Genomic DNA, 20,456 nt, shown 5'->3' with positions numbered 1-20,456 from the left:
ATATGTTTAATGTAGATTTTATTAATTGTAGATGAACTCTCCCTCAGCTAAAATATTTTCAATTTCACATGAGGTTACATACTCTTATTGTATAACTAAAGTTCAATTTGCTAATTATAATGAAATTTGTTGATTCTGAGTCTCTTGATTTGTCAAAAAGGTGACCCCAAATTGCCCGAGGGAATGTTTCATAGAGAAAAAAAGCCAGGCAGTAAGCCTGGCTTTTTTGGGTTATACGGGGGTGGTGGCCATTTCGCCCTCAAGGTTTTCGGTTTGGCTGTCAATCCATGCTTTCAATTGATTGAACAGTTTTCCATATGGTTTGAGAAGATCCGGTTCGAGATGGATTGCTTGTTTTGCGAAGGGTTGCGTCAACCGTTTTTCGGTTCCTTCGGTTTCGTAAGGCTGAAGGAAGGCTTGAACATGAACGGAACGGGCATTATCCTGGTCCCGCGAGATGTTCAGGCAAAAATGAAAGCCACGGGTATGGGATGAAAAGAGATATGAGTGCTCAGCATGATTTGCGACCTTTTGCCAAGAGCGGGCGAGTTCATCATGTTGACGCAACGAACCCAGCGAGCTTTTCACAGATTCCATTTCCGATTGGATTTTTTTCATCTCCGCCTTCAGCGTTTCCATCTCCCGATGGATCTTTTTTTGTTCATCGGCCAGCTTTTGGATTTTGGATCGGGTTTCGTAAATTTGGCGCGTCAAGTATTGGAGTTCTGTTTGGACGGCGATGAGTTCCTGTTGCTTTTGTTTCAGCTTGCCGGAGGAAAACAGGCGTTTGAAAAATCCGCTGAGTTTCCGGATTTCTTTTTTTAGCTGGTTTTCAACCGCTTCTTTGGCGCTTTTTTCTTGTGTATATTTCTCTTTCTGTTCCTCATATTCAGATTGTTGTTGCAATAAATCAGTATGTTGATGATGTAAATCTTTGGTTTGCCGCTCAAGTCGGGCATATTCTTCTTCCAGTTGCGCCCGTTGTTCTTCGTGTTGCTGAATCAGTCCAGTTTGAAAACGGAAAGGAAATTCTTTTGGTGCCAGCGGTTGGGCTTGGTAACGGGCCAAAACCTGATGGATGGTGTCGTGCAAGCGTTGATCTTTGACCTTTGGTGGATCAAACGCGGGAAAAGGTTTTTCATCCAGATCCAAAAAAGCCAGTTGTTTCTCTATGGAGATCAGTTCCATCCCGGGAGGCTGATCTTCTGTTTGTGTCACCTTGCCGTAGATCGCGATTTTTCTTCCCAAAAGCGGGGAGAGGAAATCCCGGTCATAAAGGTGTCCCGGGGAAACCGTGATTTTCAATTTCTCATCAGGTCCCAAGGTCAGTTCCACGCCGTGGTACCGGTTCAAAGAGAGATTTTGCACCACACCGGTGATGATGGCATAGGAGCCGGCTGCTTGGTGTGCTGATTCATGAGAGTACAACATTTGCCCCAAATCGGTGGTTTTTCCGTCCACCTGCACCCGTTGGTGAACCCAATCTTCCTGCATTCCGTCAAACAGCTCTTGAAACAGAAAAGATTGTTCCGGGCGTTTCTTGCCGGAAGCCGGTTTGGATTCTTGGGAACGGGTTGGTGCGGCCAAACGCAGGCTTTTTTCCAAGTCCGGCATACAGAGGACTTGATCATGGAGAACGGTTAATCCGTGCCTTTGGGCCACTTCGCGAATATAGCCGGCGTCCCGGAAAACGCATCCGGGGATGTGTTTTTGATTGGGGCGAAGCCGGAAATGATGTTCTTTGCTTTTTTTAAAGTGATAATGGCTCACTTTGGGAAGCTCAGAACGCGAAGGCGGCGTTTCATGCTCTTGGACGTAGCGCTTCCAGCAACCGAAACAGTAAAAGTCGCCCTTCATTTTGGCAAAGCGGGAAGGGTCCCGTTCCCGGAGCGCGGCGATTTCCTTTGTGTGTTTCCGTTGCCATGTCTCATTCTCCCATAACATCGCATTTCTCATACTGGTTACAGAGGGCATATCAAAGATCACCTCATATGTATAAATATTCTTCCCTCTATTACCATATCAAAGAATTACCGTTCCTTTAACCAAGGAGACCCATTCCAGTTCTCATGATTGGTCCATCCGGTCAAATTTTCGCCCTTTTTGGTATTTACCCATCCCCGCGGGTTTAAATCCGACCGGGTGAAATAATTCTGTTTGGGCAGTGGTTTTGCTTTGACATTCCAACCAAAATTCTTTTTCATCAGCGTCATCTCCTTTTATATTTAAAAGAGAATGTTGTTTTATTGGAAATAATATTCGTTCCGTCATGTTCTTTTCCTGCTTGCAGCAGAGGGGAACCGGTTGTTGTGAACTTCCCGGGGGAGCATTAGACAAAAAATAAGAGACCATCCTTGAGATCGTCTCGCGATAATTTCATTTGTTAAATTGGCTTGAGAGAAAAAGAACAGGCTTTCTTGCCGTTTATGACAAAAAAGTATGGATTAATTCAATGCAATCATTAACCACGTTTTCGGGTGCCCGACCTTTGATCGTAAATTGCCGTGCCCGCCAATCCAGGTTTTTGACTTGGTCCGCCAGAATGACGCCTTGAATGGGCAGACCGTCGGGCAATTTCACTTCAAATGGGTAGCCTTTTTCTTTGCGGGTGATGGGGCAGACCACAGCGAATTTGGTCACTGCGTTGAATGATTGGGGGGATAAGACAATGGCGGGGCGTCTTCCGGCCTGTTCATGCCCGGCTTGTGGATGGAAACTGACATAAACAAGATCCCCGCGATCCGGTACAGCCATTAAATCAGCTCATTCCCTTCGGTTCCAAGCTGAATTTCCTCGTGGCGGTTTTCCGGTGTGACTTTGGCCAGAAGTTCATCCAATGTGGGCTTTTTCTTCTTTGGAACCAATTTGATCTCTTGGTTTTCCACTTTCATTTCCAATTCGGAGCCTTGCTTGATGGACAACATCTCGGCAATATGGCTGGGGATCCGAATGGCCAGGCTGTTTCCCCATTTACGGACTTGTGTCGTCATCTTCATGATTCCTCCTTGATTTTCCTCCTCTTTCATTTTATCACCTCCGGGATGCCTTGTATACACATTGTATCTACAATGCGGTTGGATTATGCATTTATCTTTCAGAATGGCAAACGGGAAAACCGGCTTTAAAATCCATCCAAAATATCCGGGGCAAAAAGGAGGAAATGGGAGGGACGAAATCAAAAAGAGAGGAAGAATTCAGCTGAGGTTTGATCAGCGGGGGAGAGAAAAATGACGGTGTTTATTATTCTTGTCCTGATGTTGTTTGCCACTTGGTTTGTTTTCTGCCTGCGGGGAAAACGTTTTGCGTTGAGAGACCGTTTGCAAAAAGCAGATGCCATTGTCGTGCTTGCCGGCACCCGGGGAAACATCCGGTTTTTGGACGGCAAAATTGCGACGGCCGTGCGGTTATATCGTGAAGGATGGGCTCCCCGGATCATTTGCAGCGGAAAGTTCAGTGCCAAGGTGAATGGAACGGGGAAACCCCGGTTGATCTCTCTGGAAACATTGCGGGAGGCTGCACGGTGCGGACGGATTGAAGAAAAAGACGTTAAAAGAGCCGCCGCCACTTGGGATACCCGTCTCGGAGCCGGATATATGCGACGAAAAGCTTTGTCCATGGGGGTTCCTTCCCGTGCGGTTCTCGTCGAAGATGAGTCCCTCCATACGCGTGAAAATGCGGAGTATGTGCTGGATCTGCTTAAAGAGCATGGTTTATCCCATATCATTCTGGTGACGTCGCCCTTTCATCAATTGCGCGCTTATTTGACGTTTGCCAAAGTCTTTCAACCGCACGGGATAAAAATCACCAATTATTATGCGGATACAGGGGAATGGCGGCCTTTCACCTGGTTCCTGTCAAAAGAACATCGAAAACTGGTGAGGGGAGAAGTGCAAAGAATCAAATTGTATAAAGAAAAAGGAGATCTAATGTAAAGACGGCTTTGTTCGCACACCAAAGAAAATGAGAATCAAGCCGATTAATCCTGTAGCATAAGGATAAAGGATTGGAAAAATGAAAGATGGCCATGCAAATAACAAATCGGTATACCGGCCGACCGGATGCCCTGCATATTGAACCAGAAAAGTTTGAAGATCGGTCCTCCCACCTTTATATCCGAACTCTTCTTTTGTACAGGTACCGTCTTCACGAACCTTCCATAAACGAAACGTTAACATTTCCTTCATCCCGTCACGGTAATATTTGTAATGCAATTCATTTTCATTCCTTATTTCATAGTCAGAGATCTCTGCCAAAATGAAGACATGACTTTCCTTTGTTTTGGAATCGGTGACGGCGAAGACAGAAACGTCGTCAGCTGAGGGGGGGAGGAATTCGGGAGGTTCATTTTCATGATTGGTGACGCTCTCCAGCATTCGATTTTTAAATGTATCTAACCGTTTTCCATTCAAGTAAACCTCGACATCGCCTGTGAACACGGATTTTTTGATCTCTTTTTGCGGCTTGATTTTCAATTCCACTTGGTTTCTGCCATATTTAAAATGAGGCGTGCCGGTGTGCCAGGGATCGTCAAAAGGATTAAGGGTCAGTTGTAAATGATAATCAGCGACGATTTTGTAGCGTTGGTTCATTTTTGAATTCCAAGTTTTTTCCATCGTCATTAAGGTGATTAAGGGGAAGGAAAAAAGAGAAAGGACCAAACAACCGGTTCAGCTCTATTATTATATTTTAAATATAAATCATTTTTCGAATTAATAGAATGAAAATAACACCAGCGGTTGTTTCGCTTTCCCGATATTTCATTTTGTTAATGAATGATCATTCTTGTGCGTTTTCTTCCGGAAAAGGATTATGGGGGATGTATGATTTCAAATCAGGATATTCACTTGAATTCCGGGGTGGAAAAAGGGATTTATTCTTTGGGTGATTATGTGATTTTTTTCACAAAAAAGCCATACTCGCCCGCAAAAATTGGCAGCGCTTCATGCCATAATAAAGGTGAGAAGGATTAAAGCCAACGTGATTGGCAAATTGGCGGGAAAGGTGGAGAGAAGCAAATGAATTTGCTCACTTTGTCACGAATTCAATTTGCCGTGACGACGATTTATCACTTTATCTTTGTGCCTTTGTCCATTGGCTTGGTGTTTTTGATTGCTGTGATGGAGACGATGTACGTTGTCAAAGGCAAAGAAGAGTACAAAAACATGGCAAAGTTTTGGGGAAAGCTGTTTTTGATCAACTTTGCCGTCGGTGTGGTGACCGGGATCATCCAAGAGTTTCAGTTTGGGATGAACTGGTCGGATTACTCCCGGTTTGTCGGGGATGTGTTTGGTGCGCCACTTGCCATTGAAGCGTTGTTGGCTTTCTTTATGGAGTCGACGTTTATCGGGCTTTGGATTTTTGGTTGGGACCGGTTGTCGAAAAAATTGCATTTGGCTTGCATCTGGCTGGTGTTTATCGGGACGACACTGTCGGCGTTTTGGATTTTGGCGGCCAATTCGTTCATGCAACATCCGGTCGGATTTACCATCAATCAAGGCCGCGCGGAAATGAACGATTTTCTCGCCCTCATTACAAACGGGCAATTGTGGGTGGAGTTCCCGCACACGGTGCTCGGGGCGTTGGCGACCGGGGCGTTTTTGGTGACCGGGGTCAGTGCTTACAAGCTGCTTAAAAAACAAGATGTCCCATTCTTTAAAAAATCTTTCCACATCGGAATTGTCGTTGCACTCATCTCATCTTTCCTGGTGGCAATATTCGGACATCAGCAAGCGCAGTACCTGATGCATACCCAGCCCATGAAAATGGCGGCCAGTGAAGGGTTATGGGAGACCAGTGAGGATCCTGCGCCGTGGACGGTTTTTGCCGTCATCAATCCGGAAACGATGGAGAATAAATATGAAATTAAAATTCCGTACATGCTCAGCTATTTGACCTACAGCAAGTTTTCCGGATCGGTGGAGGGCATGAAGGAACTGCAACAAAAATATGAGCAGACATATGGAGCGGGAGATTATATTCCGCCGGTAAGAACCACGTTCTGGAGCTTCCGGATCATGGTTGGGGCCGGCGTGGCGATGATCCTGTTGGGAATGTACGGAACTTACCAGGCCTTGCGCAAAAAACTGCCGGATGTGAAACCGTGGTTTTACCGCATCATGGTCTTCGCCATTTCTCTTCCGCATATCGCCAATGCTTCGGGATGGATCATGACCGAGATCGGCCGCCAGCCGTGGACGGTTTTCGGGCACATGACTACCGCAGACAGTGTTTCGCCGGGTGTGACGGCAGGGGAAGTGCTGTTTTCGCTCATCGCTTTCACGGCGATTTACACGATCCTGGCGATTGTGATGGCTTACTTGTTTGTCCGGGTCATTAAAAAAGGGCCGCATGTAGCCGTTGAAGAGGAAGCCCAGTCGGAAGACCCGTTTGAAATGGGGGGACAACGCCATGCTGTATCTCAATGAATTGTGGTTTGTGTTGGTGGCCGTGCTCTTTGTCGGGTTCTTCTTTTTGGAGGGATTTGACTTTGGGATCGGGATGTCGACGAAGTTTCTGGCCAGAACGGACGGGGAGCGGAGGGTTTTGATCAATGCCATCGGCCCGTTCTGGGATGCGAATGAGGTGTGGCTCCTGACTGCCGGCGGTGCGATGTTTGCCGCATTTCCGCACTGGTATGCCACGCTGTTCAGCGGATATTATTTGCCGCTGGTGATCGTCCTGCTGGCTTTGATCGGCCGGGGCGTTTCCTTTGAATTCCGCGGGAAAGTGAACAGCGAAAAGTGGAAAAAAACCTGGGATGAAGTGATTTTTTGGGGAAGTTTGTTGCCTCCGTTTTTGTTCGGGGTTTTGTTTGCTGGTTTGATCCAAGGGTTGCCCGTGGATCATCAGATGGAACTGAATGCCGGGCTGTTTGACATGGTTAACTTGTACACCGTGACCGGCGGCGTGACGGTTACCGTTTTATGCCTTGTGCACGGTCTCCTGTTTGCCACGCTGAAGACGACGGGGGATTTGCGGGACCGGGCGCGGAAACTGGCCAAACGCCTGTTGGTTCCGCTGGCCATGTTGCTGGTGGCGTTTGGGGGCATGACCTGCTTAAAAACCGATTTGTTTAACGTGCGCGGGGACATTCTGACCGTGACGTTCCTGTTAGGGACGGCGGCTTTCCTGGTGGCCGGAGCGATGATTTCAAAGAAAAAAGACGGCTGGGCTTTCGGCATGATGGGCACGGTGATCACCCTCGCGATTGCCTCGGTCTTTACGGGCATGTTCCCCCGCGTGATGATCAGTTCCATTGACAGTGCCTATAACCTGACGGTTTATAATGCGGCTTCCGGACCGTATTCGCTGAAAGTGATGACGATCGTGGCTTTGACGCTGTTGCCTTTTGTGTTGGGATACCAAATTTGGAACTACTACATTTTCCGCAAAAGATTGTCTGAAAAGGAGCACTTGGAATATTGATGAACCGCAATTGGTTGAAGCTTCAAGGGGTGAAGGGCTTCCTCTTGAAGCTTTTCATCATGACAGTCATTCAAAGTGTCGCGATCATCATGGCGGCGAAGTGGCTCTCCGGTGTGGTTTCGGCTTTGTTTGCCGGGGAGCCGCCGGCTGAGCAAGCTGTTTTAATGGGACTGTTTTTGGTGTTTTTCCTTCTGCGCCACGGGATGCAGTTTCTGATGGATCAATCGGCCTTCCGTTTTGCGGAGCGGACGGGAGCCGGGGAGAGAAAACAACTCCTGAAAAAGCTGGTGCAAAACGGGCCGCGCTTTGCCAAACGGGAAGGGACGGGGAACTTGGTGACGCTGGTGTTGGAAGGTGTCACGCAATTTCGCACGTATTTGGAACTGTTTTTCCCCCGCATGATTTCCGTCGCCGTGACACCGGCCCTCCTGTTGGTTTATGTGTATACGCTGGATGTGACCTCCGGTCTGATTTTAACGGTGACCCTGCCCGTTTTAATCGTGTTTTTGATTCTTGTCGGTATGGCGGCGCAAAAGCATACGGAAAAACAGATGGCCTCGTTTCGGGTTTTATCCAATCATTTTGTCGATTCGCTGCGCGGACTGGAAACGTTGAAATTCCTCGGGCGGAGCCGGGCACACGGCCACACGATGGAAAGGGTGAGCAACCGGTACCGGGAAGCGACCATGCGCACCTTGCGCGTTGCTTTTTTGTCCTCGTTTGCGTTGGAGTTTTTCACCATGCTTTCCGTGGCCTCGGTGGCGGTGCATCTGGGACTTGAACTGATCAAAGGACACATGTCGCTGGCGACGGCACTGGCCATTCTGATGTTGGCGCCGGAGTATTTCTTGCCGGTCCGGATGGTGGGAGCGGATTACCACGCCACATTGGACGGAAAAGAAGCAGGGGAAGCGATTTTCGGGATCATCGGACAAAAAGAAGAACCCGTCACTGCCAAGCTTCCCGCTTCGTTTGTCTGGGACAAAGACAGCTTCTTGTCGCTCACTTCGCTTGTGGTTCGCCATGAAGAAAAAGGATCGGCTTCTTTGGAAAAGGTGTCGTTTGAGATCCGAGGATTTCAAAAGGTGGGGATCGTCGGGGAGAGCGGAGCCGGCAAATCGACATTGATCGATGTGCTGGCCGGCTTTAAGCGGCCGGAGTCCGGTTCGGTTTGCATCAACGGAATAAAGCTCTCGTCTTTGATGGAAGAAAGATGGCGCGGGCAAACGACGTACATCCCGCAACATCCGTATTTGTTCAGTGCCTCTTTGGAAGACAACATCCGGTTTTACAAGCCGGACGCCACCCGGGAAGAAGTGGAAAAAGCGGCAGCGTCCGCCGGCCTCACGAAACTGATTCAAACATTGCCCGGCGGATTGGATCAAATCGTCGGAAACGGCGGCAGATCGTTAAGCGGCGGCCAGGAACAGCGGGTGGCATTGGCCCGGGCTTTTTTAAACGACCGCCCCGTTGTGCTGTTGGATGAACCGACGGCACATTTGGACGTGGAGACCGAGTATGAACTGAAAGAAACGATGCTTCGTTTGGTTGAAAACAAACTCGTCTTCCTGGCCACGCACCGGCTGCACTGGATGCCGCACATGGATGTGGTGTTGGTGCTGGACAAGGGGAAAGTGGTTGAAACCGGAACCCATGAGGAGCTGCTGGCGCAAAAAAGCTTGTATTATCAGTTGTTTCAAGCGCAAAGGGAAGGGTTGGCATGAAAAAGGAACAATGGATTTTCGCTTATCTCCGGTCTCACCGTCTGCGGTTTTTGCTGGTCATTGGATTGGGGATTTTGACGGCCGGTTGTGCGGCGGCCTTGATGTTTACTTCCGGTTTTTTGATTTCCAAATCGGCGCTTCGTCCGGAAAACATTCTCATGGTTTATGTGCCGATCGTTCTGGTTCGGACGTTTGGGATCGGGCGTGCGGTGCTCCATTATGCGGAGCGGTTGATCAGCCATGATATGGTGTTGCGCATTCTGGCCAAGATGCGTGTCTGTCTGTACCGGATCTTGGAACCGCAGGCACTTTTCCTTCGCTCCCGTTACCGGACAGGGGATATGTTGGGGACGCTTGCCGATGACATCGAACAATTGCAGGATGTGTATGTGAGGACGATTTTCCCGGCGGTGACCGCGCTGGTGATTTACGGGTTGGCCGTTGTGGCTTTGGGAACGTTTGACCTTTCGTTTGCCCTTTGGATGGCTTTGTATCTGTTTTTCCTGGTGGTTCTTTTGCCGCTTGTCTCGCTTTGGGTGACACAGGTGAGGCAGCGCCGCATGAGGAAAAACCGGAACCGTTTGTACCGGGAGTGGACGGATGCGGTCATGGGGCTTTCGGATTGGGTGATCAGCGGGCGGTCGGCAGAATTGATTGCGTCGCATGAGGCGGATGAAGACCGGTTGGCTGTTGAGGAGAGAAGGTTAAAGCGCTGGAAGCAGTGGAGAACGCTGGTCGGACAAATCATGCTCGGAGTCCTGGTGATCTTCATGGTTTCCTGGGCCGGTGGCCACGCACAAAACGGCCAACTTGCCGCCCCCATGATTGCCGCGTTTACGTTGATTGTCTTTCCGTTGACGGATGTGTTTCTTCCGGTGTCCGAAGCCGTGGAAAAAATTCCGCAATACCGCCATTCGCTGAACAGGATACATCGTTTCGGCAGATCGGGTTTCGTTCCGCCATCCGAACCGGAAGTTGCGGAAGAAGAGTTGCAAAAGGCGAAACAAAAAGCGGATATCCGGTTGAAAAAGGTGTCCCATCGGTATGAAGGTGCTGATGAATGGAGCATGGACAACATTTCCCTGGATATTCCCCACGGGAAGAAAGTGGCATTGATCGGACGGAGCGGAGCCGGAAAGTCGACCCTCATCAAACTGATCCGGGGCATGTTGGCTCCCGAACGCGGACAGGTGACCATCAACGGGGTGGATGCCGTCCGGTTCGGCGGGGAAATTTCAAAAGTGATTTCCGTGTTAAACCAGCGGCCGCATTTGTTTGACACCACCGTAGCCAATAATATCCGGCTGGGCAAACCGGATGCGACCGATGAAGAAGTCCGCCGGGTGGCCCGGCAAGTCCGACTGGATGCACTGATCGAATCCCTGCCCCTGGGGTATGACACCCCGATGATGGAAACGGGAGAGCGATTTTCTGGCGGGGAACGGCAACGGATTGCATTGGCCCGGATATTGCTGCAAAACACGCCCGTGATGGTTTTGGATGAGCCGACGGTGGGACTGGATCCCCGGACGGAACGGGATTTGCTTGCGACGATTTTTCAGGTTGCCGCCGGAAAAACCCTGATCTGGATTACACACCATTTGACGGGAGTGGAAAAAATGGATGAGGTGGTCTTTATTGAAAACGGAAGGATTGAAATGATCGGTCCGCATGAAGAACTGCTTGCCTGTTTGCCACGTTACCGCCGTTTATATCACTTGGATCGTCCGGTGATGCCGGAAGAAGCCAGTGGATCCGGACGATGAAGAAAGCCTCCTTTGTCCCAGGTTTAAGCCCGGAGCAAAGGAGGCTGTTTTCTTACCAACCATATGGGAATTTCATCAACACAAGGATCAGATACATGCAAATCGAGGTCAGGATGGCATGAAAGCGCACTTTTTTCAGCCAGCCGGTCCGGTCCTCTTCAAAGGACGGGGGAGCTTTCCGGCAATAATATCCGAACATCCCGCCAAATGCGCCCACACCGGTAAATACAACCGCCACAAGGATGATCCACAATACCGGATAATTTCCTTGAAGATACATGATGAGGCCCGTGACGAATTGAGCGACCAAAATCCATTGGACGGTGAAGTTCATCCAGTAATAAACTTGCAGAACCTCCCGGTTTTGTAACCACGTTTTGCGCAAGAAGAAGGGCAATAACAAATAGAAGCCCATGCCGACGGCTCCCAAGAGATGAAGAAACAGCATGATCCGGTTCAAGAATGCTTCTCCTTTCTTTGAGTGATGGTGAACATTTTATTCTATCATGGAAAGGCCGATGGGTTTGTGAGATTTATCGCAAGACCAAAAAGATTTTGATGCAGCCGATCAACCGTCCGGTCGGGCGCGGCGGTCCGCACAACATGATGCTTTGGCTCCAAATCGGTTTCCTGTCTTTTTATATCAACTTATAATATACTAATAAATAAAACTTTTGTTGAATCAGCTTGAAAGGATTGGACAAGCAGATGATCAATCAGCAGGGGCATGAAGCATGGCGGGGGATTAAACAGGGTTTTGCGGAGGGAGTCTTAAAGTCCGTTGCCATCGTCATCGGTTATCTCCCGGTGGCGGTTGCTTTCGGCCTGATTTCCACCCAATCCGGTCTTTCTCTTTATTACACGGTGCTGATGAGTGTCATGGTTTATGCCGGAGCCAGCCAATTCATGGCCGTGTCGATGTTGGCAGGCGGAGTGGGGGCAATGGAGATTATCTTGGCGACCTTTATTTTAAATTTCAGGCATTTTATCATGAGTTTATCTCTGATGAACGGAATAAAATCCGTCCCGAATCAATGGAAGTGGGTTTTGTCTTCGTGGATCACGGATGAAACGTTCAGTGTGGCTTCTTTTCATAAAGAAAAAGCCGGTCCCGGGTTTTTGGCGGGTTTGATGCTCACCGCTTACGGATCGTGGATTTTTGGCACCTTGTCGGGCGCGCTCCTCGGGGATTTTATTCCGCCGGTCATCGGGGAAAGCATGTCCATTGCTTTGTATGCCATGTTCATCGGGCTGTTGGTGCCATCCGTGCGGAAGAACTGGAGAATCGGGTTGATCAGCGTTCTTTCCATGCTTCTTTGTTACCTTTTCAGCCAATTTACAAGCAGCGGCTGGTCGATTGTGCTGGCAACCGTATTGGGAAGCCTGGCAGGTTTGGTTCTGAAACGGAGGGAGACTGATGAATGAATTCTTGATCATCCTCGGCATGGCAGTGGTGACTTTGATCCCGAGATGGTTGCCGGTCCTCATTATCGGGCGCTTCACTTTTCCCAAACGGGTGAATGACTGGTTGGGCTTCATTCCTTATGCTGCACTGGGCGCTTTGATTTTTCCCGGGATCTTAAGCGTGGATGCCGAAAATCCTTCCACCGGACTGATCGGCGGTCTGGTCGCCGCCCTGTTGGCGGTTTTTCGCGCCCCGGTTCTGTTGGTGATTGCCGGTTCGATTTTAACGGTCATGATTTTAAAAGGCGGATAAAAAGGGAGGGAACCTGGTTCCCTCCCTTTTTTCCGGTCAGTCCATCATCCGCACCAGGATGCGGTTGATGGAAATCAACAAGAGGCCGAAGAAGATGGCCAGTCCTCCAATGATGGCGAAAATCTCCATGAAGCCGAACGATGTGGTCAGTGCAGCGATTTGGCCGCCCAAGATATTGGCCACCCCGGTGCTGGCCAACCAGACTCCCATGAGAAGCGAAGCCAGTTTGACCGGCGCAATGCGGCTGACCAAGGAAAGCCCGATCGGAGACAAGAAAAGTTCTCCCAAGGTATGGAACAAATAAGTGAACACAATAAACAGCAGGTTGGCTTTGACCGTGATATGTTCCGCATCACTGCCGGTTTGAAGCACGGCAGCCATCAGAATCAAAAAGCCTGTGCCCAAAAGAACCATTCCCAGCCCCATTTTGATGGGAACGGGCAAATCTCCCCGCTTGGAGTTGGCCAGTTTGGTCCACAGCATGGAAACCAAGGGTGCCAGCAGAATGATAAACAACGGGTTGACCGATTGGAACCAGGAAATGGGGATTTCCCATCCGAAGAGGGTCCGGTCGATAAAGTCCCGGGTGTAAAGCGTCATGGAGCTTCCTGCTTGTTCAAAACCGGCCCAGAAAAAGACGACAAAACAAGTGATGAGGATGATGGCCAGTGTCCGTTGTTTTTCCTTTTTGGTCAACGGTTCGTTGGCTTTGGGATTGGCGGCCGTTTTCTTGCCGGCCGGTTTCATCCCGATGTCCCCCAAATAGCGTTTTCCCAACAGGTTAAAAGCCAGTTGTCCCGCGATCATTCCGATGGCAGCGGCAAGAAAAGCGTATTTAAAGCCGTATTGCACCACTCCGTTGACGGTGGTTTTAAAGAAATCTTCGGCCAAAAAACCGCAAATGAGCGGGGCAAACAAGGCGCCCAGGTTGATGCCCATGTAAAAAATCGTAAACGCTGCATCGCGCCGTTTGTCTTGTTCGCTGTAAAGTTCGCCCAAGAGGGTGGAGATATTGGGTTTAAAGAAACCGTTCCCCAGGATGATCAGCGCCAGTCCGATATATAACGCCGCCTGACTCTGGTTAATGAACAGCACCAGGTTTCCGAGCGCCATGGTGACACCCCCGATGGTGATGGCCAGGCGTTTTCCGATGAAATGGTCGGTCAGCCAGCCGCCGGCAAGCGGTGTGAAATAACAAGCGCCGGTGTAAAAGCCGTAAATCATCGATGCGGTCGCAGGATCAAATCCCAAACCGCCGCTGACCAGACTGGCGGTTAAATACAAGATCAACAAACTCCGCAATCCATAGTAACTGAATCGTTCCCACATCTCCGTGAAAAAAAGCAGTTTGAGTCCGGGAGGATGTTTTTTCGTGGGTGCCGATTCCGCTATGTTTTCTTCAATTTCCACTGCTGCTTCCATGTGATGATCCCTCCTTGAATGTTGCCTGATTGCCTGGCTGGTTGATTGATTAGGTGAAATACTTTGGAAAAAAATAAAAATCCAGCAGAAAAAAGGCTTGTCGTTAAAATTTTGGAACAATTATAGAAAAAACATCGAATATTATCTTTGAAAATTTTAAAGGAAATATTTCTGTTCGTCAAAGGTTAATGATTGGGAAAAAGATTGCCAAGCGAGGAAGAGATCTTGGATGAATATTTAAAACTTATGGACAAATTTTTCTGACTATTAATTGTTGCGGGCAAATATGTTATGCTGGAGATGAAGATGAAATGATCCCTTTTAGGGATCATTTTTTTGTTTATCAGTGCATTGGCTGTGTCTTAAGGATTGGGGAAATGTTTTGCAGCAAGAGGAGGATCGGGATGAAAAAAAGAATTGAAGAAGCGGATTACATGAAAGGCGTCGCCATTTTGGCCGTGATTTTGATTCATGTAACCGCTTTTAGCATGCGTTCATTTCATCAATTGACAGACGGGGGCGTGTTTTTTGCGATCAATCAGTTGGGCAGGTTTTGTGTTCCGGTTTTCTTTATGATCTCCGGCTTGTTTTTGTTCTACCGGTACTATGACAATGAACCGTTTCCGGTCAAAAGCTTCTTTAAAAAGCGCACCATGTATATCCTGATTCCCTATCTGATCTGGTCGGTCATCTATCTGATTTACGGAAAAATGGTTCATCCGGAAACCGCTCCCGGGCCGGGAATCAAAAGCATTGAGGCGATTTTTACGGGAGGTGCCTATTATCACTTGTATTTCTTGGTGGTCATGGTTCAATTTTATGTGTTGCTTCCCGTTTTGATCTGGGCATTCCGCAAGTTTGGAGGCATCACGGTGGTTGCCTTCTCACTGCTCGTGAATGTGATCGCCGGAAGCATGACTTGGTGGGAAGTGGTGGACAAGTTGCCGTGGCTTGCGTCCTATAACCAAAATGCCATGTATTACTTTCCGGTTTGGTTATTCTACTTTTGTCTGGGCGGTTGGATCGGCCAACATGCCGACCAGGTATACCAATATGTCAAAAAAATCCCTTTTTCGGCGACGGTCCTCTTTTATCTGGCCTCGGCCGTTGCGATGATGATCGAGGGATTCGTCCGCAAACACACCGGCTTCTTTAATTATTCGGTTTTTGCTTATTCGATTTGCACGCTGATGCTGCTGTATCAGATGTTTTGCAAATGGAAGTTTTCCTGGATGTATATGTTGGGGAAATATTCGTTTGGCCTGTATTTGATTCATCCGATGTTGTTAAACTTATGGAGCCAAGTCAGTTCCAAGCTGTTCCCCGCTGCCTCCTGGACGGAGTTTTTCATCATGTTGTTCGTCGTGACGCTTTTTTCCTTGGGATTGGCCAAGCTGATGAAGCGTCTTCCCTACCATTATCTGATCACGGGAAAATAATACGGGAAATGCAAAGGGAATCCTGAACGGATTCCCTTTGCCGGAGCGAAACGACGGGACGGATGTTTTGAATCAGGCGGTGCCATGCGGTAACACATCGCCTTGAACCGGTTATTTGCGAGGGGTGGAAGGGATGCTGGGCAATGCTTGATTCCACTGTTCGATCACTTGATTCGCCAAATCTTCCAAAATTTTCGCTTCATCAAAATAAAGGGAAGGGCAGCTGTTGTCCGGGTTTCGCTTCAATTCCACCTTTCGCAAAGTCTTATGTTTCTTTAAAGCGTGCAACAAAATCTGTTTGGCGTTGTTATCCAACTTCAAAACAATTTTACGCTTCACCTTGATCTTCCTCCGATCTTCTGAATACGAACCCGTTGATCCGTCGGGGGCGGTTGGTGAACGATGATTCACAGGTATCTAGTACAAGTATAAGAAATAGAAGCCGTTTGATGCAATGAATTATGGGAATTAGATAAAAATATTTGCTAATCTTAATTTTTTATCTTCTTATTTGTATATTTCGGTTTTGAGACCGAATGAAAAAGCGGAATCTCCCAACCGCGGAGATCCCGCTTTTTTTGTGTTTTACGGTTCAATCAGCCTGGAAAGTTGTTGATCCAACACGGCTGGGGTGAGTTCGCCGATTTGGTGGTGGATGATGCGCCCGTTTTTGTCGATGAAAAACGTTTGGGGCAAGGCCGACACGCGATAAAGATCGGAAACCCGGCCATCCGTGTCCAGACCCGCCGGGAAGGTGTAGCCATGCTGTTTTATGTATTGTTGTGCCGCCTCTTTCCGGTCCAGATGCGTGGTGTGAACCATGATGATTTGGACTTGATCCTGTTTGGATTGGTAAACCTTCTCCAACAGCGGCATCTCCCGTTTGCAGTTTTCGCACCAAGTTGCCCAAAAATTAATGATCGCGGGTTTACCGGAGTCCGCGGAAAACCGGACCGTCTCTTGAAAAATGCCGGGCAGCTCAAATCCCGGCGCTTGGGACTGTTTGGGAAGCGCATGGGACGCAATATATTCTTCGGCGGTCATGTTTTGCGGGTTTTGGGATTTGGAGGGGGAACTCCTGAAAGACCAGATCGCATAAACGGTCAGGACGGCCAGGATGAGCAGAAGGGAGATCTGAAGCAGCGGCTTTTTCTTGTCCATCCTCGTGTCAGCTCCTTCCGTCAATTTATCCCTATTGTAGCGGTCGGCACGGAAAAAGGAAAGGAGAACGAAGATGGGAAGTTTTTATAAAAATATAAACAACAACCGGCGGAATCGGGCCGAAAAACAAAAAATTTTATGAGTAACCATCATTTTCCTGGCATTTTCAAGAAAAGATTTACGGAAATGTCATATTTCATGTGATCAATTGCACATTTTTTTCTATACAATGTCTCTAGTAAAAACCGTAAGCAATTATCCATTGTTTGTAAAAATATTCTTTCTATTGTATTCAGGCGATGATGTTTATTTACGCAAGGAAGGATGGGGTATCAGCAATGAATAAAAAGCGCCTGCTGCGATGGATGCCGCTGACGGGATTGTTCCTGTTTCTGTTGACGGGCTGTTCGATGAAAACAGGCATTTTGAATCCGCAAGGTCCCGTGGCACAAAAACAGTATGACTTGATCTTGTGGTCTGTGATTTTGATGATGATTATTTTCGTCGCGGTTTCCGTCTTGTTTGTTTACATGATTGTGAAATACAGAGCAAAGCCGGAAAACGAAGGTTACGAGCCGCCGGATATTGAGGGAAGCCGCAAGCTTGAAGTGGTATGGACCTTGATCCCGGTGGTGATTGTCGCCTTGTTGGCCGTCCCCACGGTGAAGGCCACGTTTGACTTGGAAACATCCCCGAGTCCTCACAAGGAACCGATGGTGATCGAGGTGACATCGGCTGACTGGAAATGGATTTTCAAATATCCGGAACAAGGGATTGCCACTGTCAACCACTTGAAGATTCCGGCCGGGGTGCCGGTCAAATTCGAATTGAATGCGGTCGGGCCCATGAACTCTTTCTGGATCCCTGAATTGGGCGGACAAGAGTACACGATGCCGGATATGGAGATGGTTTTGTGGCTGGAGGCGGACCGGCCGGGCGTGTATCAGGGCAGAAGCGCCAATTTTTCCGGTGAAGGATTTACGCATATGACCTTTGATGTGGAATCCGTTCAGGCTCCGGACTTTGATCAATGGGTGCAAAGCGTGAAAAAATCTGCACCGGCCATGACGGAGACGGAGTATCAGCAGTTGCTCGAACCGGGACTGGTGGAGGAGAAAACTTACTCTTCTTTCCCGGAAGAAAAAGAAAAAACAAATGCCCATGGATCGGATCATCAGGGCTCCGCAGGCACTGATCATCACGGTAGCCATGGAAGCCACCATTAGAGCAAAGGAGGGCTAACGAAGTGGATCTGTTCAAGTTTAAGATACCGGACCCGTTTTTGATTACCAATGAACCGATGATTGTCATTGCGGAGATATCCATTGTTCTTGTCACATTGGGAATTCTGTTTGTGCTGACCTACTTTAAAAAGTGGCGTTGGCTGTGGGAAGAATGGTTAACCACGGTGGATCATAAAAGAATCGGGATTATGTATTTGATTTGTGCGTTGTTGATGTTTTTCCGGGGCGGGGTGGACGCACTGTTGATGCGGACCCAATTGGCCCTGCCCGATATGAATTTTCTCAATGCCCAGCATTATAACGAGATTTTTACGACGCACGGAACCATCATGATCATCTTTATGGCCATGCCGTTTCTGATCGGTTTGATGAATATCATCGTTCCGCTTCAGATCGGTGCGCGGGACGTTGCGTTCCCCGTGTTGAATGCGGTCAGCTTCTGGCTGTTTTTTGCCGGAGCCATGCTCTTCAACCTGTCCTTTGTCATTGGGGGGTCTCCGGATGCCGGATGGACCAACTACACTCCGCTGGCAGGCAATGATTTAAGCGCAGGCCCCGGAATCAACTACTATCTGTGGGGACTTCAAATATCCGGGATCGGCACCTTGATGACCGGGATCAACTTTATCGTCACGATCATCAAGATGCGTGCACCGGGAATGAAACTGATGAAAATGCCGATGTTTACTTGGTCGACGATGATTGCATCTGTCATCATTGTCTTTGCGTTTCCCGTTTTAACCGTTGCTTTGGCGATGCTCAGCATGGACAGGCTGTTCGGCACCCATTTCTTCACCATTGACGGCGGCGGTATGCCGATGATGTGGGCCAACCTGTTCTGGATTTGGGGACATCCCGAAGTGTATCTGGTGATTTTGCCCGCATTCGGGATTTTCTCGGATGTGATTACGACTTTTGCCAGAAAACGGCTCTTCGGATATGGCGCCATGGTTTGGTCGATGATTTTGATCACGGGCTTGAGTTTTCTCGTGTGGGTTCACCACTTTTTCACCATGGGTTCCGGACCTTGGATCAACTCGGTCTTTTCCGTCACCACCATGCTGATTGCCATTCCGACCGGTGTGAAAATCTTTAACTGGCTGTTTACCATGCACAAAGGACGGATTGAATTCACCACGCCGATGATGTGGGCAACCGGATTTATTCCCACCTTCCTGATCGCCGGGATCACCGGTGTGATGCTGGCGGCAGCAGCGGCGGATTACCAATTCCACAACACGTACTTTTTGATCAGCCACTTCCACTATGCATTAATCGGCGGAACGGTCTTCGGATGTATGGCGGGACTCACTTACTGGTGGCCGAAGATGTTCGGGCATATGCTGGACGAGCGGCTGGGGAAATGGTCGTTTTGGACCTTCTTCATCGGGTTTCATCTTTGCTTTTTCCCGCAATATATCCTGGGCTTCCAGGCGATGCCGCGGCGCATTTACACGTATCCGGCCGAAGCGGGTTGGACTGCGGGCAACTTTATCAGCACCGTGGGCGCTTTCGTGATGGGAATCGGTTTTCTCATCCTGGCTTACAACATCTATTACAGTGCGCGTTACGGCGAGCGGGATACGACCGGGGATCCGTGGAACGGACGCACGTTGGAATGGTCCATTCCGTCACCGGCTCCGCATTACAACTTTGCCCGCATTCCTGTGGTGAAGAAGCAGGATGACTTCTGGTACCGGAAAAAAGAAAACCGCAAAGACAGCGACGAGCCGCTTCAACCGATTCATATGCCGAATAACACCGGAATGCCGGTCATCTTTGCGGCGTTCATGTTTGTTGCCGGATTCGGGTTTGTTTTTGAATGGTATCTCTTGGTGGTCATCGGCTTGTTGGGAATCTTCGGATCGATGCTGTGGCGCACGTTCAACGATTATGACGCCGATCATTATATCCAGGTGGAAGAAATTGAAAAAGATTTAAGGGCCGGTTGATCAAAGGAAGAAGGAGGGAATGAAGATGCCTTTGGAATATTCAACGAAGGAAGGCCGGATGAAAATTTTCGGCTTCTGGATCTTCCTGGGGGCGGAAGTTGTTTTGTTTGCCACGTTGTTTGCCGCGTATTTGGTTTATCATCATCAGACGGCGGGCGGCCCGTCCTCGCGGGAGCTTTTTGAAGTCAAAGAATTTATGATGGAAACGCTCCTTCTTTTGACCAGCAGCTTTACGTGCGGGCTTGCCATGTTGGAAATGAGAAAGGATCGGCAGAAGGGATTTATGGCATGGATGGGTGTCACGCTTTTGCTGGGTCTCGGCTTTCTCTACATGGAGATTCATGAGTTTATCGCGTATGTGAATGAAGGGGCAACCATCGGAACCAGTGCATTTTTGTCTGCCTTTTTCACCTTGCTCGGGACGCACGGTTTGCATGTATCCTTGGGGATTGTATGGGTGTTGGCGGTCATGCTGCAGATTTCCCGCCGCGGTTTTACGCCCATGACGGCGAGAAAAGCGTTTATAACCGGTCTTTACTGGCATTTCCTTGATGTTGTGTGGATCTTTATCTTTACGGCGGTTTATTTGATGGGAGTGATGTGACA

At 48.7% G+C, this 20,456-nt stretch carries 20 protein-coding genes; 11 read left to right on the top strand and 9 right to left on the bottom strand.

Annotated elements, in window-relative coordinates; translation table 11 throughout:
• Positions 1-231: 231 nt before the first annotated feature.
• The 4 genes from I8U23_RS05055 to I8U23_RS05040 all read right to left on the bottom strand — a co-directional run bounded on the left by I8U23_RS05055 (position 232) and on the right by I8U23_RS05040 (position 3,026).
• Positions 232-1,974, bottom strand: coding sequence for a hypothetical protein (locus I8U23_RS05055; protein WP_198050803.1), 1,743 nt, complete (start codon positions 1,972-1,974; stop codon positions 232-234).
• A 56-nt stretch (positions 1,975-2,030) separates the two neighbouring features.
• On the bottom strand, positions 2,031-2,204 hold the full coding sequence (locus I8U23_RS05050; RefSeq protein WP_198050802.1) for a hypothetical protein: 174 nt from the start codon (positions 2,202-2,204) through the stop codon (positions 2,031-2,033).
• A gap of 220 nt (positions 2,205-2,424) precedes the next feature.
• Positions 2,425-2,754, bottom strand: coding sequence for a type II toxin-antitoxin system PemK/MazF family toxin (locus tag I8U23_RS05045; protein WP_198050801.1), 330 nt, complete (start codon positions 2,752-2,754; stop codon positions 2,425-2,427).
• A complete protein-coding gene (locus I8U23_RS05040) occupies positions 2,754-3,026 on the bottom strand; it encodes an AbrB/MazE/SpoVT family DNA-binding domain-containing protein (RefSeq protein WP_037994644.1) in 273 nt (90 codons plus the stop codon). The genes I8U23_RS05045 and I8U23_RS05040 overlap by 1 nt, the downstream gene beginning before the upstream one ends.
• A 201-nt stretch (positions 3,027-3,227) precedes the next feature.
• Between I8U23_RS05040 and I8U23_RS05035 the strand changes: the two genes are divergently transcribed.
• Positions 3,228-3,932: a YdcF family protein gene (locus tag I8U23_RS05035; protein WP_198050800.1), complete on the top strand. Its 705-nt coding sequence runs from the start codon at positions 3,228-3,230 to the stop codon at positions 3,930-3,932.
• On the opposite strand, the gene I8U23_RS05030 is transcribed toward I8U23_RS05035, so the two are convergent.
• The gene (locus I8U23_RS05030; RefSeq protein ID WP_156097720.1) at positions 3,924-4,589 is read right to left on the bottom strand and encodes a hypothetical protein; all 666 of its coding nucleotides are present in this window, start codon (positions 4,587-4,589) and stop codon (positions 3,924-3,926) included. The two genes, I8U23_RS05035 and I8U23_RS05030, sit on opposite strands and share 9 nt — an antisense overlap.
• Positions 4,590-5,015: 426 nt before the next feature.
• On the opposite strand from I8U23_RS05030, the gene I8U23_RS05025 reads away from it, so the two are divergent.
• The 4 genes from I8U23_RS05025 to cydC are packed head-to-tail and all read left to right on the top strand — an operon-like array spanning position 5,016 to position 10,915.
• Positions 5,016-6,425, top strand: a complete 1,410-nt coding sequence (locus I8U23_RS05025) for a cytochrome ubiquinol oxidase subunit I (RefSeq protein ID WP_198050799.1) — start codon at positions 5,016-5,018, stop codon at positions 6,423-6,425.
• Entirely contained in the window at positions 6,409-7,425 is a 1,017-nt protein-coding gene (gene cydB, locus I8U23_RS05020; protein WP_037994635.1) for a cytochrome d ubiquinol oxidase subunit II, read from the top strand. Before I8U23_RS05025 ends, cydB begins: the two co-directional genes overlap by 17 nt.
• Positions 7,425-9,149, top strand: a complete 1,725-nt coding sequence (cydD, locus tag I8U23_RS05015) for a thiol reductant ABC exporter subunit CydD (RefSeq protein WP_198050798.1) — start codon at positions 7,425-7,427, stop codon at positions 9,147-9,149. Before cydB ends, cydD begins: the two co-directional genes overlap by 1 nt.
• The gene (cydC, locus tag I8U23_RS05010) at positions 9,146-10,915 is read left to right on the top strand and encodes a thiol reductant ABC exporter subunit CydC (RefSeq protein WP_198050797.1); all 1,770 of its coding nucleotides are present in this window, start codon (positions 9,146-9,148) and stop codon (positions 10,913-10,915) included. Before cydD ends, cydC begins: the two co-directional genes overlap by 4 nt.
• 52 nt (positions 10,916-10,967) lie before the next feature.
• Here cydC and I8U23_RS05005 read toward each other — a convergent pair whose 3' ends face one another.
• Positions 10,968-11,375: a hypothetical protein gene (locus I8U23_RS05005; protein WP_138614906.1), complete on the bottom strand. Its 408-nt coding sequence runs from the start codon at positions 11,373-11,375 to the stop codon at positions 10,968-10,970.
• A gap of 248 nt (positions 11,376-11,623) precedes the next feature.
• On the opposite strand from I8U23_RS05005, the gene I8U23_RS05000 reads away from it, so the two are divergent.
• On the top strand, positions 11,624-12,340 hold the full coding sequence (locus I8U23_RS05000; protein WP_198050796.1) for an AzlC family ABC transporter permease: 717 nt from the start codon (positions 11,624-11,626) through the stop codon (positions 12,338-12,340).
• Complete coding sequence (locus tag I8U23_RS04995; RefSeq protein WP_037994628.1) at positions 12,333-12,632, top strand: AzlD domain-containing protein; 300 nt, start codon at positions 12,333-12,335, stop codon at positions 12,630-12,632. The genes I8U23_RS05000 and I8U23_RS04995 overlap by 8 nt, the downstream gene beginning before the upstream one ends.
• A gap of 36 nt (positions 12,633-12,668) precedes the next feature.
• Here I8U23_RS04995 and I8U23_RS04990 read toward each other — a convergent pair whose 3' ends face one another.
• Positions 12,669-14,054, bottom strand: coding sequence for a peptide MFS transporter (locus I8U23_RS04990; RefSeq protein WP_037994627.1), 1,386 nt, complete (start codon positions 14,052-14,054; stop codon positions 12,669-12,671).
• Between the two features lie 404 nt (positions 14,055-14,458).
• On the opposite strand from I8U23_RS04990, the gene I8U23_RS04985 reads away from it, so the two are divergent.
• Positions 14,459-15,493: an acyltransferase gene (locus tag I8U23_RS04985; protein ID WP_037994624.1), complete on the top strand. Its 1,035-nt coding sequence runs from the start codon at positions 14,459-14,461 to the stop codon at positions 15,491-15,493.
• A gap of 111 nt (positions 15,494-15,604) precedes the next feature.
• On the opposite strand, the gene I8U23_RS04980 is transcribed toward I8U23_RS04985, so the two are convergent.
• Positions 15,605-15,832: a hypothetical protein gene (locus I8U23_RS04980; protein WP_037994623.1), complete on the bottom strand. Its 228-nt coding sequence runs from the start codon at positions 15,830-15,832 to the stop codon at positions 15,605-15,607.
• A 246-nt stretch (positions 15,833-16,078) separates the two neighbouring features.
• Complete coding sequence (locus tag I8U23_RS04975) at positions 16,079-16,654, bottom strand: TlpA family protein disulfide reductase (RefSeq protein WP_052186670.1); 576 nt, start codon at positions 16,652-16,654, stop codon at positions 16,079-16,081.
• 338 nt (positions 16,655-16,992) lie between these two features.
• Here I8U23_RS04975 and qoxA point away from each other — a divergent pair, with 338 nt between their 5' ends.
• Genes qoxA through qoxC form a run of 3 tightly spaced genes read left to right on the top strand, consistent with a single transcriptional unit; the run spans position 16,993 to position 20,454 of the window.
• Complete coding sequence (qoxA, locus tag I8U23_RS04970; protein ID WP_049720367.1) at positions 16,993-17,880, top strand: cytochrome aa3 quinol oxidase subunit II; 888 nt, start codon at positions 16,993-16,995, stop codon at positions 17,878-17,880.
• A 26-nt stretch (positions 17,881-17,906) separates the two neighbouring features.
• Positions 17,907-19,850, top strand: coding sequence for a cytochrome aa3 quinol oxidase subunit I (qoxB, locus tag I8U23_RS04965; protein ID WP_255517021.1), 1,944 nt, complete (start codon positions 17,907-17,909; stop codon positions 19,848-19,850).
• A gap of 19 nt (positions 19,851-19,869) precedes the next feature.
• Positions 19,870-20,454, top strand: coding sequence for a cytochrome aa3 quinol oxidase subunit III (qoxC, locus tag I8U23_RS04960; RefSeq protein WP_037994620.1), 585 nt, complete (start codon positions 19,870-19,872; stop codon positions 20,452-20,454).
• Positions 20,455-20,456: the final 2 nt, after the last annotated feature.

Source organism: Thermoactinomyces sp. CICC 10735 (genome assembly GCF_016055175.1).
In the GTDB taxonomy this organism is placed as follows: domain Bacteria; phylum Bacillota; class Bacilli; order Thermoactinomycetales; family Thermoactinomycetaceae; genus Thermoactinomyces; species Thermoactinomyces vulgaris.
The sequence above is the reverse complement of the archived record's forward strand: the minus strand, read 5'-3'. Positions and strand labels throughout refer to the sequence as shown.